The sequence below is a fragment of the Akkermansia massiliensis genome (assembly GCF_023516715.1).
Lineage (GTDB): Bacteria > Verrucomicrobiota > Verrucomicrobiia > Verrucomicrobiales > Akkermansiaceae > Akkermansia > Akkermansia massiliensis.
Genome location: NZ_JAMGSI010000001.1, coordinates 1,249,021 through 1,266,690, shown reverse-complemented (window position 1 = coordinate 1,266,690; position 17,670 = coordinate 1,249,021). Strand labels below are relative to the sequence as shown.

Sequence of the window (17,670 nt, the reverse complement as noted above, 5' to 3'; positions counted from 1 at the left end):
GCTGAAGGATAAGGGCGGACGGGGGAGCCGCCTCCTGCCGTCACGGCACGGGAACCTTCGTCAGGATGTGGTCGATGACGTCGTCCGTGGAGATGTTTTCCGCTTCCGCCTCATAGGAGAGAAGGATGCGGTGGCGCAGGATGTCATGGGCCAGGTCCTTGATGTCCTGCGGGGTGACGAAGGAGCGGTGGTGCATGAAGGCGTTGGCGCGGGCCGCCAGGGCCAGGTTGATGGTGGCGCGCGGGGATGCGCCCGCGCGGATGAGGCCGCGCAGTTTCACGTCCACCGTTTCCGGGAAGCGGGTGGCGCGCACCAGGTCCACGATGTAGCCGCGCACGGCGTCGTCAATGTAAATCTGGTTCACCAGGTCGCGGGAGGCCGCCACCTGTTCCGGCGTGGTGACCGGGGAGGTTTCCGGCGGCTTGGCGGAGCTGGCCATGAGGTCCAGCACCTGGAGTTCTTCTTCGCGCGTGGGGTAGGTGACCAGAACCTTGAAGAGGAAGCGGTCAAGCTGGGCTTCCGGAAGCTGGTAGGTGCCTTCCTGGTCAATGGGGTTCTGCGTGGCAAGCACCAGGAAGGGGTCCGGCAGGCGGTAGGTGGTTTCCCCCAGGGTTACCTGACGTTCCTGCATGGCTTCCAGCAGGGCGGACTGGACCTTGGCCGGGGCGCGGTTGATTTCGTCCGCCAGGATGAGATTGGCGAAGATCGGGCCTTTCTTGGCAGTGAACTGCCTTTCCTCCGGATTATAGATCATGGTGCCCAGCAAGTCCGCCGGCAGAAGGTCCGGCGTGAACTGGATGCGGGCGAACTGCGCGTGCAGCGTGCCCGCCATGGCTTTTACGGAGAGCGTCTTGGCGAGGCCGGGCACGCCTTCCAGCAGGACGTGTCCCTTGCAGAGGAGGCTGAGGATCAACCTGTCCACCAGCGCCTGCTGGCCGATGACCACCTTGCCTACCTCCGTTCTGAGAGCAGAAATCCACGATGAGTTCGCGGCGATAATTTCGTTGAATTCTCGGGTGTCCATGATTCTTAATAGCGGGTGAGACAGTCTGCCGGGCGCTTGCGTTGAAAAATTCCGATTATTTCCCAAGGGCAAATCCGGTTTTCAAGAGAAGGTCTTCCCGGAAATGGGGGGCCGTCATCTGGAAGCCCACGGGGAGCTCCATGCCGCCTTCCTTCACGGTTCCGCAGGGGATGGACATGGCGGGCAGCCCGGCCAGGTTGGCGGGGATGGTGTAGATGTCCGCCAGGTAGGTCTGGAGGTGGTCCAGCGCGGAGTCCCCGATTTTGGGGGCGGGGGCGGGAGAGGTGGGGCCTACGATGATGTCCGCCCTGGAAAAGGCTTCCGCGAAGTCCCTGGCGACCAGGGAGCGGACCTTCTGCGCGCGGGAGTAGTAGGCGTCATAGTAGCCGGAGCTGAGGACGTAGGTTCCCAGGATGATGCGGCGCTTGACTTCAGGTCCGAAGCCTTCTTCACGGGTGCGTGAGAAAAGTTCCACCAGGCCGGCGGCGTCTTCCGCCCGCTTGCCGTAGCGCACGCCGTCAAACCGGGAGAGGTTGGAGGAGGCCTCCGCGCAGGCGATGATATAATAGGCGGCCACCACGGCGTCCGCGTGGGGAAGGCTGATTTCCACCAGTTCCGCGCCCAGGCTTTCCAGTTGCTTCACGGTGTTCTGCACGGCCTCGGAAATGCCCGGATGGTTGCCGGAGGTGAAATATTCCGCGGGGATGCCCACTTTCAGGCCCTTGACGTCACGGCCCAGCGCGTCCTCAAAGTCCGGCACGGGCTCGTCTGCGGACGTGGAATCCTTCGGGTCGTGACCAGAGATGGCCTGGAGCAGGATGGCGGCGTCTTCCACCGTCCGGGTCATGGGGCCGATCTGGTCCAGGGAAGAGGCGAAGGCCACCAGCCCGTAGCGGGAAACGCGCCCGTAGGTGGGCTTGAGGCCCACGATGCCACAGTGCCCGGCGGGCTGCCGGATGGAGCCGCCCGTATCCGAACCGAGCGCGGCGATGGCTGTGGCGGACGCGACGGCGGCGGCGGAGCCGCTGGAAGAACCGCCGGGGATGTGGTCCGGAGCGTTCGGGTTGCGCGTGACGCCGTAGGCGGAGTTTTCACCGCTGGCGCCCATGGCGAATTCATCCATGTTCGTGCGGCCCAGGGGAATGCCGCCCGCCGCCTTCAGCAGGCGGATGGAGGTGGCGTCATAGGGAGAAGCATAGGGAGCCAGAAGGCGGGAGGCGCAGCGTGTCGGCTGGCCCAGGACGTTGATGTTGTCCTTCACGGCGATGGGGATGCCGGCCAGGGGGCTGGACGTATCGGCCGCGGCCGCGGCCTTGAGGGCGGCCTCGCGGTCAAAGGAGATATAGGCGTTGGTGGTCCGGTCCGCCTCAATGGCGTCCGCCGTCAGGTTGACCAGTTCGGCGGGGGAAAGTTCCTTGCGGCGCAGGCGGTCGCGCCACTGGGCCAGGGTGCCTTGAATGCTTGACATGGAAAGAAAGGGATAAGAACGGTTGAAACGTGAAAAGGGAGGGACCGGGAGGATGTCAGGCGGATTCCACCACCTTGGGCGTGCGGAACTGCCCCTGGGACTGCTGGGGGGCGTTGGAAAGGGCTTCCTCCTGGGAAAGGCCGGGTTCCGGAACGTCCTTGCGCATTACGTCCATCGTGGGCAGGGGATGGTTCATGGGGGCGATGCCCGTGACGTCGTAGGATTCCAGCTTGGTGATGTAGGCCAGGACTTTGTCCAGGTCCTTGGAAAAGAGGGCGGCTTCTTCCTCCGTCAGGTCGATGCGCGCCAGTTTGGCAATGTAGGCTACGTCGATTTGGGGCGTGCTCATGATGGGAACGTGCGTAATATATAAGAGAAAGGGAGGGTGAGGCCTATTGCTGTTCCAGCAGGCGGACGATCCAGCAGAAGGAGGCGGCGATGGCGCAGACCAGCAGGCCCAGCAGCATGAAGTTTTCACGCAGCTCCCGCCTCATGTTGGTGGCGCGGCCGTCGCGGGCCACCACGGCGCGCAGGGCGCGGTTCTGGGTGCCTTCCCGCACGCGGTCCGGCGGGGGCATGGTATTGCGGTCCAGGCGCATGCGCGTTTGCTGGGCCGGACGTTTGAGAGAGGCTTCCAATTCCTGGATGCGGTTCTCAATTTCCCGTGAGGCGCGGTCCAGTTCTGCCAGTTCGGAGGAACGGCGTTTGGTCTTTCTTTTAATCATGATGCGGAGGGGCTGAAAATCCAGATGAAGAAGAGGATGATAAGGGCAATCAGGAGCAGGGGAAGGTGGAAGGAAAGGCCCTGGAGGAACTGGGTCATGAATTCACGGGAGCTGATGCGCACCTTGCTGGAACGGCGCACGCCCGTAAGCACCTTGGTGTGCTGCATGCGGGCGCACTGCTGGACGGCGTCCGCGAATTCCTCCTCGCAGCGGTCGATGACCTGCTGGCCCTGGTTGATGAGGTTGTCCGTGTTTTCAATGGGCCATTCGTCCGGGCGCACGGTGCTGAGCATTTTCAGGCTCCGCGTCAGGGCCATGTGAATCTGCTCCAGCTCATTGCTTTCCTGGCGAAGGCTTTCCACCTCCCTGCCGATGAGGTCCGCGGCGTTGACCATGCGGTCGCCCAGTTCGTTCTGCTGGTCCATGAAGCGGGCCTTGCGCAGGTGGGTTTCCTCCAGGCGGCGGCGGGAGCTTTCCACCTCCTCCTTTTCCTTCCGCAGTTGTTCCAGTCGGAGCTGGGCCTGTTCCATGTCGGCATCCACCTGGTCGTCTTCCTGGGGATGGTAGCCGGGATCGGCATCCATGCGGCGGTATTGGGGATTGCTTGGTTTCATACGCGGTAAAAATGATGCGGCCGGTGTGCGGGATTGCAGCATTCCCGGCCGGTATGGCCGTGCCGGGGAATCCCTGCGCGTGTTATTATTTAACTTTCACAAAATAAATCAAGCCAAGAAGAAGGTAAAAAGTGATTTTTCAAGTATGTTTCCGGCGGGGAATGCCGAGGCTTTTTTTCTTCCGGAGCCGTGCGTCCGGACTGTCCTCCGGGCGGCATGGCGCCCCGCTTTCCCGCAAAGGTGGATGCCGTGCACTTTTTTTATGGTCAAGGGCATGGAATTGCTGGTATGTAAGAAACATGCAGTCTGACACGGTAGAATGTAAGCCGACCATGTGGTTTACCGGCAGGGCGGTTATCATGGCTCTCATGTTCCTGGGGTTCGGAGTGTATTTTTATTACGATGCTTCCACCGGGTATCCCCAGAAGAACCTGGAGTTTTTCATGCACAAGGCGTTTGTGGACGCGGGAGCCCTCTTTGACCGTGAGGTGAGCGGGAACGGGGCCTCCCCGCAGGACTGGGAGCGCACCGTTCTGGAGCGCACGGTTGAATTCCCGGAAGAGTACCAGGTCCCGTCCGGCGTGGACCGGGACGCGACGCCGTGGCCTGACGTTCTGGCGGATTACAGGCTGATGTCCGCCCCCGGCAAGGGCTGGAGCGCCGCGTGGCAATCCTATTCCGGAGAAAAACGCTACCCCATCAAGCCGGTGGACCACCCGTATGACGCCTCCAAGATTTTTGAACAATGGGTGGCCGGAAGCATCTGCATGGTGCTGGCCCTGGTGGCGCTGTTTTTCCTGGTGAGGACGCGCGGCAGGAAAATGGCCCTGAAGGAAGGGCAGGTAACGGCTGCCGGCAGGGTCTTCCACGTGGATGACATCGCCCGGCTGGACTTGCGCAGATGGAAGATGAAGGGGCTGGCTATTGCGACGCTGAACCCGGAATGCGGAGGGGACCGGATCAGGCTGGACGGCCTGACCTACGGCGGCTTCCGGAAGGAGGATTCCCCCAATAACGCGGAAGATTTCATGAAGGCCCTTCTTTCCCTTTACCGGGGTGAGGTAGTTGACTATGAAGAAGCTCCGGAGTCCGGCGGCACGCCTGCCCGGAAGGATGACGAGGATGCCGTATGAGCGAATCCCTTCCACCGGAAAAGAACGCCCGTGACCGCGCGTTCGGCATCGCCTGCTGGACGCTGGGCGCGCTGGCGTTCGTCCTGCTGCTGATGGTGGGCGTCTCCTTCAGCCTGACCGCCCGCACCGTGGTGGTGGAAAAAGTGGTGGAAACGCCCGTACCCGTTCCGGTGCAGCAAAATCCGGAAGGGCCGGCGGCTGTTGAAGAAGGGGACGAACCGGATACGGCAGGCATTGCGGCCGTTCCGGCGGGTTCTTCTGAAAAACCCCGTTCCGTGGAGGAAATGCTCCGGGCCGCCGATTTGTCGGATCCGGCGGGCGACCCGGTCCCTGCGGCAGTGGCAGCCCCAGTCCCGGGAGGGGAAGGCGTCTCCGGCCAGTCACCCCTGCCGGCTGAGAACCCGGCGGAAGCCATGCCGCCCATGACGGAGGAGGTGGCGGAGCTGGTCAAGGCGGCGCGGTATGCCCAGATTGACGGAGACCTTAAAGTAGCGGTGGTGAAGCTGGAGCAGGCCATGAGGCTGGAGCCGGACAACCCGGTGGTGCTTTATTACTACGGCCTCACCTATGAATGGCTGAGGAATGCGGATAAATCCCGGGAATTTTTTCTGAAAGTATACACCCAGCGGGAAAAGGCGGGGAAATACTTTGCGCGCGCGGCCCAGCACCTCCAGGCCGGTTTTTCCAGCCCTGCGGACCTGCGGGGCGATATGTCCTTCGGCACCATTCTGGAATACCGGGACCCGGAATGCCCCGCCGGGGAGCGCGTCAAGCTGATCGTACCCATCCTGATGAAGGATGGCCTGAACGTCAGGCCGGAGGACCTGCGCGTCATCGTCCAGTTCTTTGACAAGGTCAACGGCAAAAAGGTGGAAAAAACGCACGCTCCGGAACCCTCCTCGCGGTGCGTCACGGAACCTGCGGACTGGGCGGACGGAGAGGAAATCATGGAGGTGACCTACTATATGCCCCCCCTGACGGAGGAGGAGACGATCGCTTACGGAAGCCTCAAGTACTACGGCTACACCGCCAAATTGTACTACAAGGGTGAACCGATGGATTGCCATGCCTCCCCGCCTGTGCTATTTTTGCTGGAACAGATGAACCAGAGTTCCCCTTCCGGCATGCCTGAAATTTATGACGGCGGCCTGCTTCCCCCGGTGGAGGCGTCTCCGGTTTCCGACTCCTATGACTCCCTGCTGCCTCCCTGATGCCTGAATCGTCCATGTTCGACCTCCCCCACAACTTCGGCGACTATACGCTGGTGGCGTTCATTGGCCGCACGCGGGGGGGGATGCTCTACCAGGCCATCCAGCAGGGCATGGACCGCTCCGTGTTCCTGGAGCTGCTGGAGCCGGACAACCCGGAAGGCGTGGGCGTGGAGGATTTTCTGATGAAGGCCCGCACGCGCGCCGCCGTCAGCGCGCCGGTGCTGGGAACCGTCTATGAGGCATCCCAGGCCCAGGGGTACTGGTTCGTCACCAGCGAGCAACTGGGGGGGGCCTCCCTCCAGTCCATGCTGGACCGCGGGCAGACCCTGTCCATGAAGGACCTGCTGAAAGTGATTGAAACGGTCGGCGGCATGTGCGGCAGGTATGAACGCCTGCAAACCGCCTTCAACGTCATGGAGCCGCGCCACATCTTCCTGGATGACAAATCCGCCGTGCGGCTGATGAATACGGCCATGCCCGGCGACTTTCATGAAGAAATATCCCGTGCGCAGATGAAACGCCTGGGGGCCGACCTGCTGCCCCTGGTGACGCCGGACGTGCCCGGAACCACCCGCATGCGCACCCTGCTGGAATGGATGCGGGAGGGCCAGAACGGCAAGCCGATGCAGTGGGACCAGGTCATGGAGCTGATTGCCGCGGTCCGCGAACAGCTGGGGCTTTCCCCTCGCGCCACCACGCACCGCTATACCGTTCCCGTGGAACCCCGCAGAAACTCCGGAAAATGGATGCTCTGGACCGGAACGGGCCTGCTGGGCGCAGGAATAGCCGCGGCTGCCGTTTTTCTTTTATTCCCCCGGGAGGAAACCTCCACGCCTGCTCCGCCCCCGGCGCCGAAACACTATCCGGATTTCTGCGCCAGCGACCATACGGAAGTCCGCGTGAACCTTCCCGGCGGCGGGGAACTGATCGTGGGGGCCCATGAAATTACCCTGGAATCCTACCGCCTGTTTCTGGACCAGTGGGCGCGCCTTACCCCGGAACTGAGGGAGGAATACTCCCATCCGGACCAGCCGGACAAGCAGACCGCCACCCATATCCCCGAGGACTGGGAAGCCATGTGGAAGGCGGCCTCCACTTCAGGAGGCAAATGGAAGGGCAGGAAAATAACGCCCCGCTCCCCCGTCGTCAACGTCACCTTCTGGGATGCCTGGGCATACGCGAGCTGGAAGCCCGTGGCCCCCGGAGAGCCGCGTTACCGCCTGCCCGCGCGCGGGGAATGGATGGCCCTGGGGAACATGCTGGAAACGGGTGAAAAGGGAGACAAGACCCTGGTGATTGACAGATACAGCAATGATTACGACTTAAAGACGGGCATTTGCGGCATGGCTTCCGGCGTGATGGAATGGACCTCTTCCATGGAAAAGGACCCCGCGCGCGTGAAGGAGCCGCCGGGCCCGGTGGCCTGCGGCGGGGACTGGAGGCAGCCCGGCATCACCAACCGGGTGGAATACCTGCGCTCCCGCGGTGAAAGCCGGGACAACCTGGGCTTCAGAATCGTGCGGGACGTCCGCTGACCTGTTTAAAAACACATACTCGACAAACCAATACCATGAAACACATCCTTGCAATGCTGCTGCTGGCCCTGATGGGGGCGTCCGGGGCCCTGGCCCAGATCTATGTGAAAGTAGTTCCGGAAAAGAAAACCTTCCTCAGCGGGGAGGCCATGTACATGAGGCTGACCATCACCAACAACTCCGGCGTGCCCGTGGAACTGAAAAGCCAGGAATATTCCTCCTGGCTGGACATCCATGTGGAGCACTCCACCGCGGGCGCGGAACTCCCCCAGTCCAAATTCGCCATGTTCCCTCCGCTCAAGGTGCCGGCCGGCATGAGCGTCTCCCGTAAAATTGACCTGCGGCACTTCTATGACCTGTCACGTGAGGGGAACTACCATGTGCAGGCCGTCGTGAAAATGCCCAACCAGAAGGACATGTTCGCCTCCCAGAAATCCCTGTTCGCCGTCCGGACGGGCACGCCCATGTGGTCCCAGACCGTAGCCATTCCCTCCAGCGCCAAGCGGTGCACCTTCTCCATCTGCACTATTGCCGTGCGCGGAATCCAGAAACTGTACGTGCAGACGAAGGACCCGGATACGGGCGTGGCCTACAATGCCGTATGCATCGGGGACTGGCTGGGCACCACCCGCCCGCAGTGCATGGTGGACGGCAAGGCGAACGTGCACGTCTTCTTCCCCACCACGCCCATGCTGGGCGCGTATTCCCGCATCAACTACCGCGGAACCATGGAAAAGCTCCAATACTACAAAAAGGTGATGGGCACCCCCTCCATGGTCTTTCTCCCGGACGGCAGCGTGCGCGTGACGGGAGCCGTCCATTATGACCCCACCGTGCAGCCCAAGACGGTGCCGGACGCCGCGGACGTTCCGGGCATGTAATCCGCCCGGTGTTGCCGGTTGTTGCGCGGGAGGAAAAACAAGAAAAATGGACGCCGGGCCGTTCCCTGCGCCGGAAAGGAGTGGAAGACGGTTCAGGAATCCCCCTGCGGCTTCCTTTCCGGCTGCGGCGCGTTTTTCAGGATGCGCTGCACGCTCTCCTGCACCACGCTGATGGGCAGGGCGTAATTTTCCGCCCGGTTCACTCTGGCGATGTTCATGCCGATGAGCTCCCCTTTCAGGTTGAGCAGCGGGCCGCCCATCAGCGTATGCCGGGAAGGGGTGTCATGCTGGAGGACCATCGGAAAATCATCCCTGCGTTTGCTGAAGCCCCCGCTGATCAGGTCGTTGGAATCCTCGGGAGCGTCTTCCCCCAGGGCCTGCCGCCGGGAGCCCAGCGTGATGGCGTAGGAAAGCTTTTTGCCCTTGCGCCTGACCTTCAGCGTCACTTTTTCCCCGATCTCCTTCTTGGACAGGATGGGGGAAACGGCTTCCAGCGTGGTGATGGGCGTGCCGTCCACCTCCAGAATCTCGTCTCCGGCCATGGCTCCCGCCTTGGCGGCGGGACCGTCCTTGACGACCTCCTGAATGGAGCAGGGGGTGCCGAAAATCACGCCCATGTAGGCCGTGTCTCCGTTCGGGATGGGCCGCCGCGCCGCGCTTAGGGTGCCCAGCTGGGGGCGCCTGGAAGTGCGGGTGGTGGAGCCGTTGCTGACCACCATCATGCCCATGGCGGCCTCATTGCTGACGGGGCCGGGGGCGGGCAGGCTGGCGGCGTCCACCTTCACCACGGCAATGTCCGTGGCCGGGTCCGTGCCAATCTCCTTGAAATGGCCGTACTTGGAGGAACCTATCCGGACCACCAGGTTCTGGTGGTAATGGAGTTCCGAGGCCTTGGTGGCGATGTAGCCGTCCGGACTCAGTACAATGCCGTAAATCACGACGTCATGGCCGGAAAAGAAAACCGCGCTCAAATCCTGGAGCCGTTCCCGGATGGGCTCAATGGTTTTCAGAACGGTTTTCCCGTTGATGCGCTGTTCAAAATCCAGGCTCCCGTTAAACCCTTCCGCCAGGGCGGAGGGAAGAAGGGAACAGGCCAGGGGCAGCAGGCAGGCGCAGGAGGAGAGTTTCATGACCATGGAGGGAAAAAGCTAGCCGTCCCGTTCCGGTGACGGAGGCAGGGGGGCCTTTCCGCCTGCGGGAGATTCCATCAGTGCGTCGAAATCCTTCATGGGAACGTGGAGATTGTCTTCAAGCCCGGAACCCACCCGGCTGTGAATGCCGATCAATTCCCCGTTCAGGTTGAAAAGAGGGCCGCCGGAATCCCCGCGGATCAGCTTGCAATCCGTCTGAATGACGCCGTGCTTGAGGGAAACCACCCTCCCCAGGCGCACCATCGGGCCGCGTTTCTGGTCCAGGCCGCCTCCGTGCCCCAGCGCGAACACCCAGTCCCCCACGCGGGGCAGTTTCTCCGCCTTCTCCACGCGGGGAAGGTTCTTGTTCAATTTGGTCGTGATTTCAGCCGTTCCGGCGTCCGAATCGCTGTTCTGCGCCGTGGTTTTTCCCGGCAGGCGGGTGCCGTCCGGCAGGATGATCTTGAGCACGGTTCCTTGTTTATCAACGACATGGGCCGCTGAAAAAATCAGGCCTTTTTCCGAAACCAGAATGCCGGTGCCGCTGCCGTTGTTCACTTCAATGCAGACCAGGGCGGGGAGCACCCGGGGAAGCACCTGCTGGAGCTGGTGTTCAATCCGCTGGAGGTCCTCCACGGACTGCGGCGTGGTGGAAAGGATTCCGGCGCTGTCGGCGGACTGCGCCCGTGCCTGCGGAGCCAGCAGGGCCGCTCCGCAGAGAATGGCGGAAAAACAGGGTTTCCGGAAAGCCGTGTTCATGATTGCCGGGGACTACTGTTCAGAGGCGGGAGCTTCCGCCTTCTGCTGGTCTGCCTGTCCGCCTCCCGCCAGGGAATCGTGATAATACACGCCGATGAACAGGCCCGCCAGCGTGATCAGGGTAATGAGCAATTCTTTCATGCCGCCACAGCATAGAATGTGTCTTTCATTCTGACGAGAGAATTTCATTTATAAGCCACACTTTGATGCAGTTCGGCAGAAAAAGGATGGATGGCGTATGGGGAAATTGCCAAAATAAAGGTTGCTTTTTCCCGCAACGGGCGTATAAACCTCCCCAGCGGTCGGTTCCGGTCCGCTGACCCATCCAAGCGGATGTAGCTCAGGGGTAGAGCGCAACCTTGCCAAGGTTGATGTCGTGGGTTCGAATCCCATCATCCGCTCCATTTTTAACTTCCTAATTTCAGGAAGTTTTTTGTTTTCAGAGAATAACAATTGCGGGCCGTTCTAATAGTATCCTATTATCCCGAGTAACCGGAATTATCGTCAAAACCGTTACTGCCTGCTGAAACCTGAATGTTACAGTCAATAAAATCAAGGCTGTCTGTTGTATATTTAGAAAATCATTGACGATGAATGTTTTAAGATAGGGTGGAGAAATATCCTGGAGGAAGTTGACGCTTCATGCAGGATGCTATTTTTCTGCAACAGATACAGGATTTTTTTGAAGTGGCAGCAATGATTGCTGTGTATTCGGAAAATGGAGGACACGTTAAACTAGGGGATGGCTGGATCAGATTCCTGTTGTCCCGGCTGGAAAAAAGGGCTCCTGTGGAAACACCATAGAAGCCGCCTAACCGTTGAAGCTGTCAAAATCCGGGAAGACCGCAGGCTTTTCGCGAGTGAGAATGTTTTCGGAGTTACCATCATGGATATGAAGGCAGCAGAGTCGTCATGCCACTTCATTACAAGTAACAATAATAAACAAAACCATGAATACTATTAATATTCTCAATGGAGTCACCCTGGCATCCCAGGAGGAAGTAACCGGACATACCGGGAATACAACGATGCATCTTACGGAAGAAGAGCGTACGGCCTGGAATTCCGCCGCCGCTATTCCTGACTCATCCGGCACTTACACCGGCAACAACACGCACGCAGGCGTGGAAACATTCAACGGGGCTGTCGTTCTGAACGGCCCCGTAACATCGGACGCACTGGAAACCGGGCGCATGCTCGCGAAGGTGACGGCTTGTTCCTGCATACCTCTGATAAGCGCCTTCAACGCGACGGTTAAGCAGAAGGGGCCTATGGGGTTCAATATCTCCAGGCCTGCCGACGGAAGGCCGGTAAAAGTGGGAGGCACCGGAAACCCGTGGGGATGGTGGAGCAAGGACAAGGTTGTCGTACAAATCAATTTTGTTCCGGATGAACGGGCCGTTTTTGAGGTGGGCTCATGCACGTTTGCGGATTTTACCGCTCCTCCGGAAGATCATTATGCCTATGCCCATACCATACGGCAAACAGGCAATGCCGCCGGCATTTATATCAGTCTTCAAATCGACAGTGCTCTGCGCAAATTCCGGGTGAAATATCATTCCAGGCTCTCGAATTCCGCCGTGGCTCCGGGGGTGCTGAGCGTTTATGAATGGGATATGCCGGAGGAATTTTACAATGTTAAAATGGCACGCCTCATTTATGCCTACCGCCACCAGTATCTGGACGTGTATTACGTGACGCCCTCAGGAGAACTGAAGCTTATCGCCGCTACGCCGGCCTCACAGGGTTACGCTATCACTGAAGCTCAATTGCTGTTTCATGGTAACAGTGAAATTTATTCCGCCATAGCGCACGTGGAAGATAACAAGCTGAGGGACTGGCTCGGCAAGCAGCCGCTTCCCTATTCCCGTTCCAAATGGGTTGAGCGCAATTCGAATGCTCCTTTATCCGGTATTGATCTGCCTTCTGCCGGGGGAAGCTCTTCGTTGACGCTGAATTCCGGCGCCGGTTCTGCATGGACGCTGGTTTCAAAGCCCGACTGGCTGGACGCAGGTGCGGAGCATTGGGAGAACGGCGCTGTCGTGACCGTATCAGCCGGAGCTGCGGAAGAAACGCGGAATGGCTCGCTCATCCTTGCGACGGATGGCAACCATGAGGCGGCCGGAGTTAAAGCCTATGAAAAAGTCGTCATCACGCAAACTGTCCAAGCGTGAGGCAGGCGTAAATAACGGTCATGGCCTGCTCTGGACTGATGGACAGTAACGCTTGAAGCGGCTGTCCGAATCAAACGACAGCAGGAACATTGGTTCGCATTCAGACGGGCGGCTTTTAGCCGTCCGTCTTTTTTTGGAGTACGGAAGATGAAGGCTCAAGGCTGCGGTTATTTTTCCGTTTCAGGAAATGCTTCGCCAGGAAGCTCCGGACCGGTTCATCGTAGAATTTCAGGCACAGCCAGGCCAGCAGGATGCTCCCGATGACGACGGCCAGGGCACCGGGGAGGGATTCAGAGAAGGAGAGGTCTCCGTTTTTCACCCACGCATAATACAGATAGATGAACGGGTAATGCACCATGTACAGGGGGTAGGAGATTCTGCCCAGGAACCGGCATATTTTATCCGTATAGGGATCAGTGATTTTTCCGGAAGCGCCAAAGAGGAGGATAAGGGGGAAGAAGACCGCGAAGCACACGGTTTCATAGAGGCTGTTCATCCAGAAAGCGTCTTCTCCTCCCAGGCGGGGCATGGCCAGCAGGATGGCGAGGGAGATGCCGCACAGCCAGAAGGAACCCTTGATGTTGACGGGCTTGAACAGGCGGAACAGAAGCAGCCCGGCGGAGAAGGAGTACAGCAGGCGCAGGGAGCCGCCTGTCCATTCCGTGCCGGTCATGGCGAAGCCGGAGCATATGTCTCCATTGGGCCCCCAGAAGCTGAAGGAAGCCAGGCCGCATCCGGCCAGGATCACCAGCGCCGCCAGGGAGCGCGTGGAGAGTTTCCGGATGAACAGCGCATAGAGAAGGTTGCCGATGTATTCAAAGAATAGCGACCAGCTTGGCCCGTTGAGCGGGTACATCTCTCCCAGTCCCCGGATTTCCAGACCGGGAGGCGACGGAATCAGCAGGACATTGACGAAGGTGGCGACCAGCAGGGAGATGACCGTGACCTGGGACACATCCCATACGGAACAGCCCTGGAAATAAAAGATGAGTGCGCCGATGACCGCCCCGATCGCCACCATGGGCTGCAGGCGTATGAGGCGGCGCTTGATGAATTCCCCGGTCGTCATCGTTTTCCAGCGGTTGTCGTAGGCGTAACCGATGACGAACCCGGACAGCATGAAGAAGAAGTCAACGGCCAGGTAGCCGTGGTTGATGATTTGGTCCACATGGCTGGTGGCGTATGCTTCAAAGATATGGAACCACACGACGACAATGGCGGCCACCCCGCGCAATCCGTCAAGAATGTGGTAGTGATGTTTTTCACTTCCGGGTGGGATGGGAGAGTTCTGTGAGTTCGACATAGGAGAAGCTGTTTTTTAATGTTGTTTTTGTTTTGCTTTGAGAGAGTGTCCGCCGTATCAGCCCATTCCCCGCTACGGATAGCCCCGTACAGGGGAGAAATCATCCGGAGGCGCAGTTTTCGCGTTACCTAATCAAATACCATTCCACCCTGCAAGTTCTTTCATCCATTGTCCTTTATCATAGGGCTTTATAGGGGGGAATAGGGGGAATAGGGGGAATCACCGCCGGGCAGGGAGAGAAGACGGCTTTAGAGGCGGGAGGGGGTGGGGAAAAGGGAGGGCCTTTTTCTGTATGATGGGGGAGAAGGCTACCCCTTGCGGGAGTTCGCTAGCGTTTCCACGTATATTCCGGAGATGCTGCCTCCCTCCATGGGGGCAATATCCTTGAACGGGGGATTGATGGGTTGCAGGACATGTTCCATTTTTCCCGTTTCCGCATTTTTCTTCCGGATCAGTTTTTTCAGCGTGACGCCGCGTCCGTCGTTGTATTCCACGATGGTTCCCGGCTTGGGGACGGGCGGAGCCGTATGGCGCCGCATGACTACCAGCGCGCCGTCCGGGATGAGGGGTTCCATGGATTTTCCTTCTACGCGGACCACGTATTCATTTTTGCCCAAGGGCCTTTCCATGTAAATGGTGGACGGGACGGTATCGCTTTCCGCAAGGGAGCCCGCGGCGATGTTGCCGACAATCTGCGTGCTGTATTCGCGCCCGGCATGTCCGGCAAGGGACGGGAGTTGTTCCGCCAAGGGAATGAAGGAGCTTTGCCCCGTCCGGAGCTGGCGCGCGTCCGCCGCCTGGTCCGCCAGTTCCGTCAGCCACTGGCGCAGGGGAACTCCCTTTTCAGAGGCGGCCCTTTCGTATTTCCTCATGCGTTCCTCCGTGATTTCCAGCACAAGGCGGTTGGTCTGGATAGCCTCATTTTCCGGCTGAGCCGGCCCGTATTGGGACATCAGGGAGTGGATTTTCAAAATGGCGTTGGAGGGGAAGGGGCCGGAGGGGGAAAGCCAGTTGTTGACCGTTCCTTTCTCCGTGCCGCATTCCCTGGCGAGCCAGTCACGGTCCTTTCCGATGGCTTTCAGCCAGTTTTTCACGTCCCCTTTTGTCGGTGTCATGGTTTGATGATACACGATTTTCGTGAATTGTCGATAGAAAGAAGTAAATTAAATCCGTGAAAAATATGTTGACTGATTAACGAATATCGTTAAAAAAGAAGTCATGAAGTACATGCCTTTGGACATTTCCATGATGAAGCCGGAGCCGTTCCCGTATTCCGTGATGATGAGGCCCGACCTGCATCCCAAAAGACAGCCCTCCGGGGAAGAAGGATGGCGCGGCCGCCTGGGGGCAGTCTGCGGCGCAGTGCAAACGCTGGTCCGTCAATGCAGGGCAAAGGCGGAACGGCAGAAAATGGTGATGACCGTTCTTTCCGTTGCGGGGGCTTGTGCTTTCGGCCTGTTGGCCGTCGGCGTATTCTGGCTGGCCGTGGAAATGGATAATTCCGATTTGCAGGCTTCCAAGCCATCCTGTTCCATAAGGCCGTAAGCCGGACCCTGGCCGGAGTTCCTGAGCGTTTTTTTGTGGCGCCGCTCCCGGAAATAAACAGGGACTGCGTTTGATGAAGCCGGGTCCGTTTTCCCTCGGTTGAAACGGCTTGCGAAGGAATGAAAGGTTCCAGTGGGGAACCGGAGTCCGGATGAGCTTCCATTGTTGCGGAGCTTCTCCGTGGCGGTGGGGGGAATGAATAGAAATCGTCTCTTTTTTGAGGAGGAAATGGCAGGGGATAATTATTTTTTTGTGTCGGAAATATTTGGTAATAAGTTATTTAAAATAAAGATAAAATTATTTTTAAGATTTTTCTTTCATTAGAGCAGGTGTAACCTTTTAGATGATAGGTAGTGTGTTGCTTCCCGTTTCCGGACGGGTGTTCCGGGAGTCCGGGAAGCGGCCTTTAAACCAACCTGTCATCATGTCAAACCATACCCATTCCGCCTTTCTCATGCATGTGCCCACCCGGCTTCTTTTCGGGGCCGGGCAACTGGAGAACCTGCATGCGGAAGCATTGCCGGGCCGCAAGGCCATGATCGTCATTTCCAACGGGAAATCCACCCGGGCCAACGGTTATCTGGACCGCCTCACGGGGCAACTGGACAAGGCCGGAATCGCCTGCGCCATCTTTGACCGGGTGGAGCCCAATCCCCTGAATTCAACCGTCAATGCCGGAGGCCGGTTCGCCCGGGAACACGGCTGCGATTTTATCATCGCCCTGGGCGGAGGGAGCTGCATGGACGCCGCCAAGTCCATCGCGCTGATCGCAGTGAATGACGGCGATTACTGGGATTACATTCCCTCCGGCACGGGGAAGGGGAAGTCGGTTTCCAACAGGCCCCTGCCGATCGTTGCCATTACCACCACCGCCGGCACCGGATCGGAGGCGGACGCGGGCACTGTCATCACGAACGAGAAAACGCATGAAAAGACGGGCTTTGTCCATCCGGACCTGTTTCCGGCGCTTTCCATCGTGGACCCGGAGCTGATGCTTACCGTTCCTCCGCTGTTTACGGCCTTCCAGGGCTTTGACGCCCTGTTCCACAGCGTGGAGGGTTACGTTTCCAACGGCACGAACCTGATGAGCGACATGTACGCCCTGGAGGCCATTAAGCATATCAGCCGCTACCTGCCCAGGGCGGTGGCCGACGGCTCCGACCTGAAGGCCCGTACCCATGTGGCCTTCGGCAATACCCTGTCCGGCTACGTGATGTGCGTGGGCCGCTGCACCAGCGAGCATTCCCTGGAGCATGCCTTGTCCGCCTACCATCAGGAGCTGCCCCACGGGGCCGGCCTCATCATGATCAGCAAGGCGTATTTTACGCACCTGATTGAACGGCATGTGGCGGATGAACGCTTTGTCCGCATGGCGCAGGCCATGGGAATGCCGGAGGCGGCGGACCCCATGGATTTCATCACCATGCTGGACAGGCTGCAACGGGATTGCGGCGTAAGCGGCCTGCGCATGAGCGATTACGGCATTGCGCCGGAGGAGTTCGGGAAAATGGCTCACAATGCGCGGGAAACCATGGGGTTCCTGTTCCAGTGCGACCGCGCGGAGCTGTCCGTGGAGGATTGCGTTTCCATTTACCGGAAGTCTTATCTGTAAGCCGGGGAGCCTGTACCATGAGCAAGAAGATTTTAATCATTTCCTCCAGTCCGCGCAAGGGCGGCAATTCCGACCTCCTGTGCGATGAGTTCATGAAGGGGGCGCGGGACGCAGGGCATGACGTGGAGAAGGTGCGCCTGGCGGAGAAGCGCATCGGCTATTGCCGCGGCTGCGGCGTGTGCCATGACACCCACGCCTGCCTCCAGAAGGACGATATGGAAGAGTTGCTGGACAAGCTGCTGGAAGCGGATGTCATCGTGCTGGCCACTCCCGTGTATTTTTATACGCTGTGCGGCCAGATGAAGACGTTTATCGACCGCACGGTCCCCCGTTATCTGGACATCCGTGACAAGGAGTTTTACTTCATTCTGGCCGCGGCGGAGGATAACCGGGCCAATATGGAGCGCACCGTGGAGTGCTTCCGCGGTTTTCTGGACTGCCTGGAAGGGGCGGTGGAGAAAGGCGTGGTTTACGGCACCGGGGCCTGGAAGATGGGCGGCATCAAGGGCAATCCGGCCATGAAGCAGGCCAGAATCATGGGGATAGGGGTTTGAGC

At 59.3% G+C, this 17,670-nt stretch carries 18 protein-coding genes and 1 tRNA gene; 9 read left to right on the top strand and 10 right to left on the bottom strand.

The window, feature by feature from the left end:
* Window positions 1-40: 40 nt before the first annotated feature.
* The 5 genes from M8N44_RS05440 to M8N44_RS05420 are packed head-to-tail and all read right to left on the bottom strand — an operon-like array spanning window position 41 to window position 3,831.
* A complete protein-coding gene (locus tag M8N44_RS05440) occupies window positions 41-1,024 on the bottom strand; it encodes an AAA family ATPase (protein ID WP_012420813.1) in 984 nt (327 codons plus the stop codon).
* A gap of 55 nt (window positions 1,025-1,079) precedes the next feature.
* The gene (gatA, locus tag M8N44_RS05435; RefSeq protein WP_102728124.1) at window positions 1,080-2,492 is read right to left on the bottom strand and encodes an Asp-tRNA(Asn)/Glu-tRNA(Gln) amidotransferase subunit GatA; all 1,413 of its coding nucleotides are present in this window, start codon (window positions 2,490-2,492) and stop codon (window positions 1,080-1,082) included.
* Between the two features lie 55 nt (window positions 2,493-2,547).
* Window positions 2,548-2,841 carry an Asp-tRNA(Asn)/Glu-tRNA(Gln) amidotransferase subunit GatC gene (gene gatC / locus M8N44_RS05430; RefSeq protein ID WP_022397159.1) on the bottom strand — a complete coding sequence of 98 codons (294 nt, stop codon included), beginning with the start codon at window positions 2,839-2,841 and terminating at the stop codon, window positions 2,548-2,550.
* 43 nt (window positions 2,842-2,884) lie between these two features.
* Window positions 2,885-3,217: a hypothetical protein gene (locus M8N44_RS05425; protein ID WP_022397158.1), complete on the bottom strand. Its 333-nt coding sequence runs from the start codon at window positions 3,215-3,217 to the stop codon at window positions 2,885-2,887.
* Window positions 3,214-3,831, bottom strand: a complete 618-nt coding sequence (locus tag M8N44_RS05420; RefSeq protein ID WP_102733284.1) for a hypothetical protein — start codon at window positions 3,829-3,831, stop codon at window positions 3,214-3,216. The genes M8N44_RS05425 and M8N44_RS05420 overlap by 4 nt, the downstream gene beginning before the upstream one ends.
* 359 nt (window positions 3,832-4,190) lie before the next feature.
* Between M8N44_RS05420 and M8N44_RS05415 the strand changes: the two genes are divergently transcribed.
* From M8N44_RS05415 to M8N44_RS05400, 4 genes are read left to right on the top strand one after another with little or no spacing between them, the layout of a single operon-like run.
* Window positions 4,191-4,964: a hypothetical protein gene (locus M8N44_RS05415; RefSeq protein WP_146021086.1), complete on the top strand. Its 774-nt coding sequence runs from the start codon at window positions 4,191-4,193 to the stop codon at window positions 4,962-4,964.
* On the top strand, window positions 4,961-6,175 hold the full coding sequence (locus M8N44_RS05410) for a tetratricopeptide repeat protein (protein WP_102728127.1): 1,215 nt from the start codon (window positions 4,961-4,963) through the stop codon (window positions 6,173-6,175). Before M8N44_RS05415 ends, M8N44_RS05410 begins: the two co-directional genes overlap by 4 nt.
* A gap of 14 nt (window positions 6,176-6,189) precedes the next feature.
* Window positions 6,190-7,710: an SUMF1/EgtB/PvdO family nonheme iron enzyme gene (locus M8N44_RS05405; protein WP_180975148.1), complete on the top strand. Its 1,521-nt coding sequence runs from the start codon at window positions 6,190-6,192 to the stop codon at window positions 7,708-7,710.
* Between the two features lie 35 nt (window positions 7,711-7,745).
* Complete coding sequence (locus M8N44_RS05400; protein ID WP_022397153.1) at window positions 7,746-8,591, top strand: hypothetical protein; 846 nt, start codon at window positions 7,746-7,748, stop codon at window positions 8,589-8,591.
* Between the two features lie 92 nt (window positions 8,592-8,683).
* Here the strand turns inward: M8N44_RS05400 and M8N44_RS05395 are convergent, their stop codons facing one another.
* From M8N44_RS05395 to M8N44_RS13910, 3 genes are read right to left on the bottom strand one after another with little or no spacing between them, the layout of a single operon-like run.
* Window positions 8,684-9,727, bottom strand: a complete 1,044-nt coding sequence (locus tag M8N44_RS05395) for a S1C family serine protease (RefSeq protein WP_022397152.1) — start codon at window positions 9,725-9,727, stop codon at window positions 8,684-8,686.
* A 12-nt stretch (window positions 9,728-9,739) separates the two neighbouring features.
* Window positions 9,740-10,480: a S1C family serine protease gene (locus tag M8N44_RS05390; RefSeq protein WP_022397151.1), complete on the bottom strand. Its 741-nt coding sequence runs from the start codon at window positions 10,478-10,480 to the stop codon at window positions 9,740-9,742.
* Between the two features lie 12 nt (window positions 10,481-10,492).
* Complete coding sequence (locus tag M8N44_RS13910) at window positions 10,493-10,621, bottom strand: hypothetical protein (RefSeq protein WP_257228587.1); 129 nt, start codon at window positions 10,619-10,621, stop codon at window positions 10,493-10,495.
* Window positions 10,622-10,809: 188 nt separating this feature from the next.
* Between M8N44_RS13910 and M8N44_RS05385 the strand changes: the two genes are divergently transcribed.
* Window positions 10,810-10,884 (top strand) — tRNA-Gly (locus tag M8N44_RS05385).
* 546 nt (window positions 10,885-11,430) lie between these two features.
* A complete protein-coding gene (locus M8N44_RS05380) occupies window positions 11,431-12,654 on the top strand; it encodes a BACON domain-containing protein (RefSeq protein WP_102749411.1) in 1,224 nt (407 codons plus the stop codon).
* 115 nt (window positions 12,655-12,769) lie between these two features.
* Here M8N44_RS05380 and M8N44_RS05375 read toward each other — a convergent pair whose 3' ends face one another.
* On the bottom strand, window positions 12,770-13,957 hold the full coding sequence (locus M8N44_RS05375; protein WP_102728130.1) for an acyltransferase family protein: 1,188 nt from the start codon (window positions 13,955-13,957) through the stop codon (window positions 12,770-12,772).
* Between the two features lie 308 nt (window positions 13,958-14,265).
* On the bottom strand, window positions 14,266-15,072 hold the full coding sequence (locus M8N44_RS05370) for a LexA family protein (RefSeq protein ID WP_249853043.1): 807 nt from the start codon (window positions 15,070-15,072) through the stop codon (window positions 14,266-14,268).
* Window positions 15,073-15,184: 112 nt separating this feature from the next.
* On the opposite strand from M8N44_RS05370, the gene M8N44_RS05365 reads away from it, so the two are divergent.
* The 3 genes from M8N44_RS05365 (at window position 15,185) to M8N44_RS05355 (ending at window position 17,668) form a co-directional block, all read left to right on the top strand.
* Window positions 15,185-15,502: a hypothetical protein gene (locus M8N44_RS05365; RefSeq protein WP_146019686.1), complete on the top strand. Its 318-nt coding sequence runs from the start codon at window positions 15,185-15,187 to the stop codon at window positions 15,500-15,502.
* A 424-nt stretch (window positions 15,503-15,926) separates the two neighbouring features.
* Window positions 15,927-17,114, top strand: a complete 1,188-nt coding sequence (locus M8N44_RS05360; protein ID WP_249853042.1) for an iron-containing alcohol dehydrogenase — start codon at window positions 15,927-15,929, stop codon at window positions 17,112-17,114.
* A 17-nt stretch (window positions 17,115-17,131) separates the two neighbouring features.
* On the top strand, window positions 17,132-17,668 hold the full coding sequence (locus M8N44_RS05355) for a flavodoxin family protein (RefSeq protein WP_102728133.1): 537 nt from the start codon (window positions 17,132-17,134) through the stop codon (window positions 17,666-17,668).
* The last annotated feature ends 2 nt before the right edge of the window (window positions 17,669-17,670 follow it).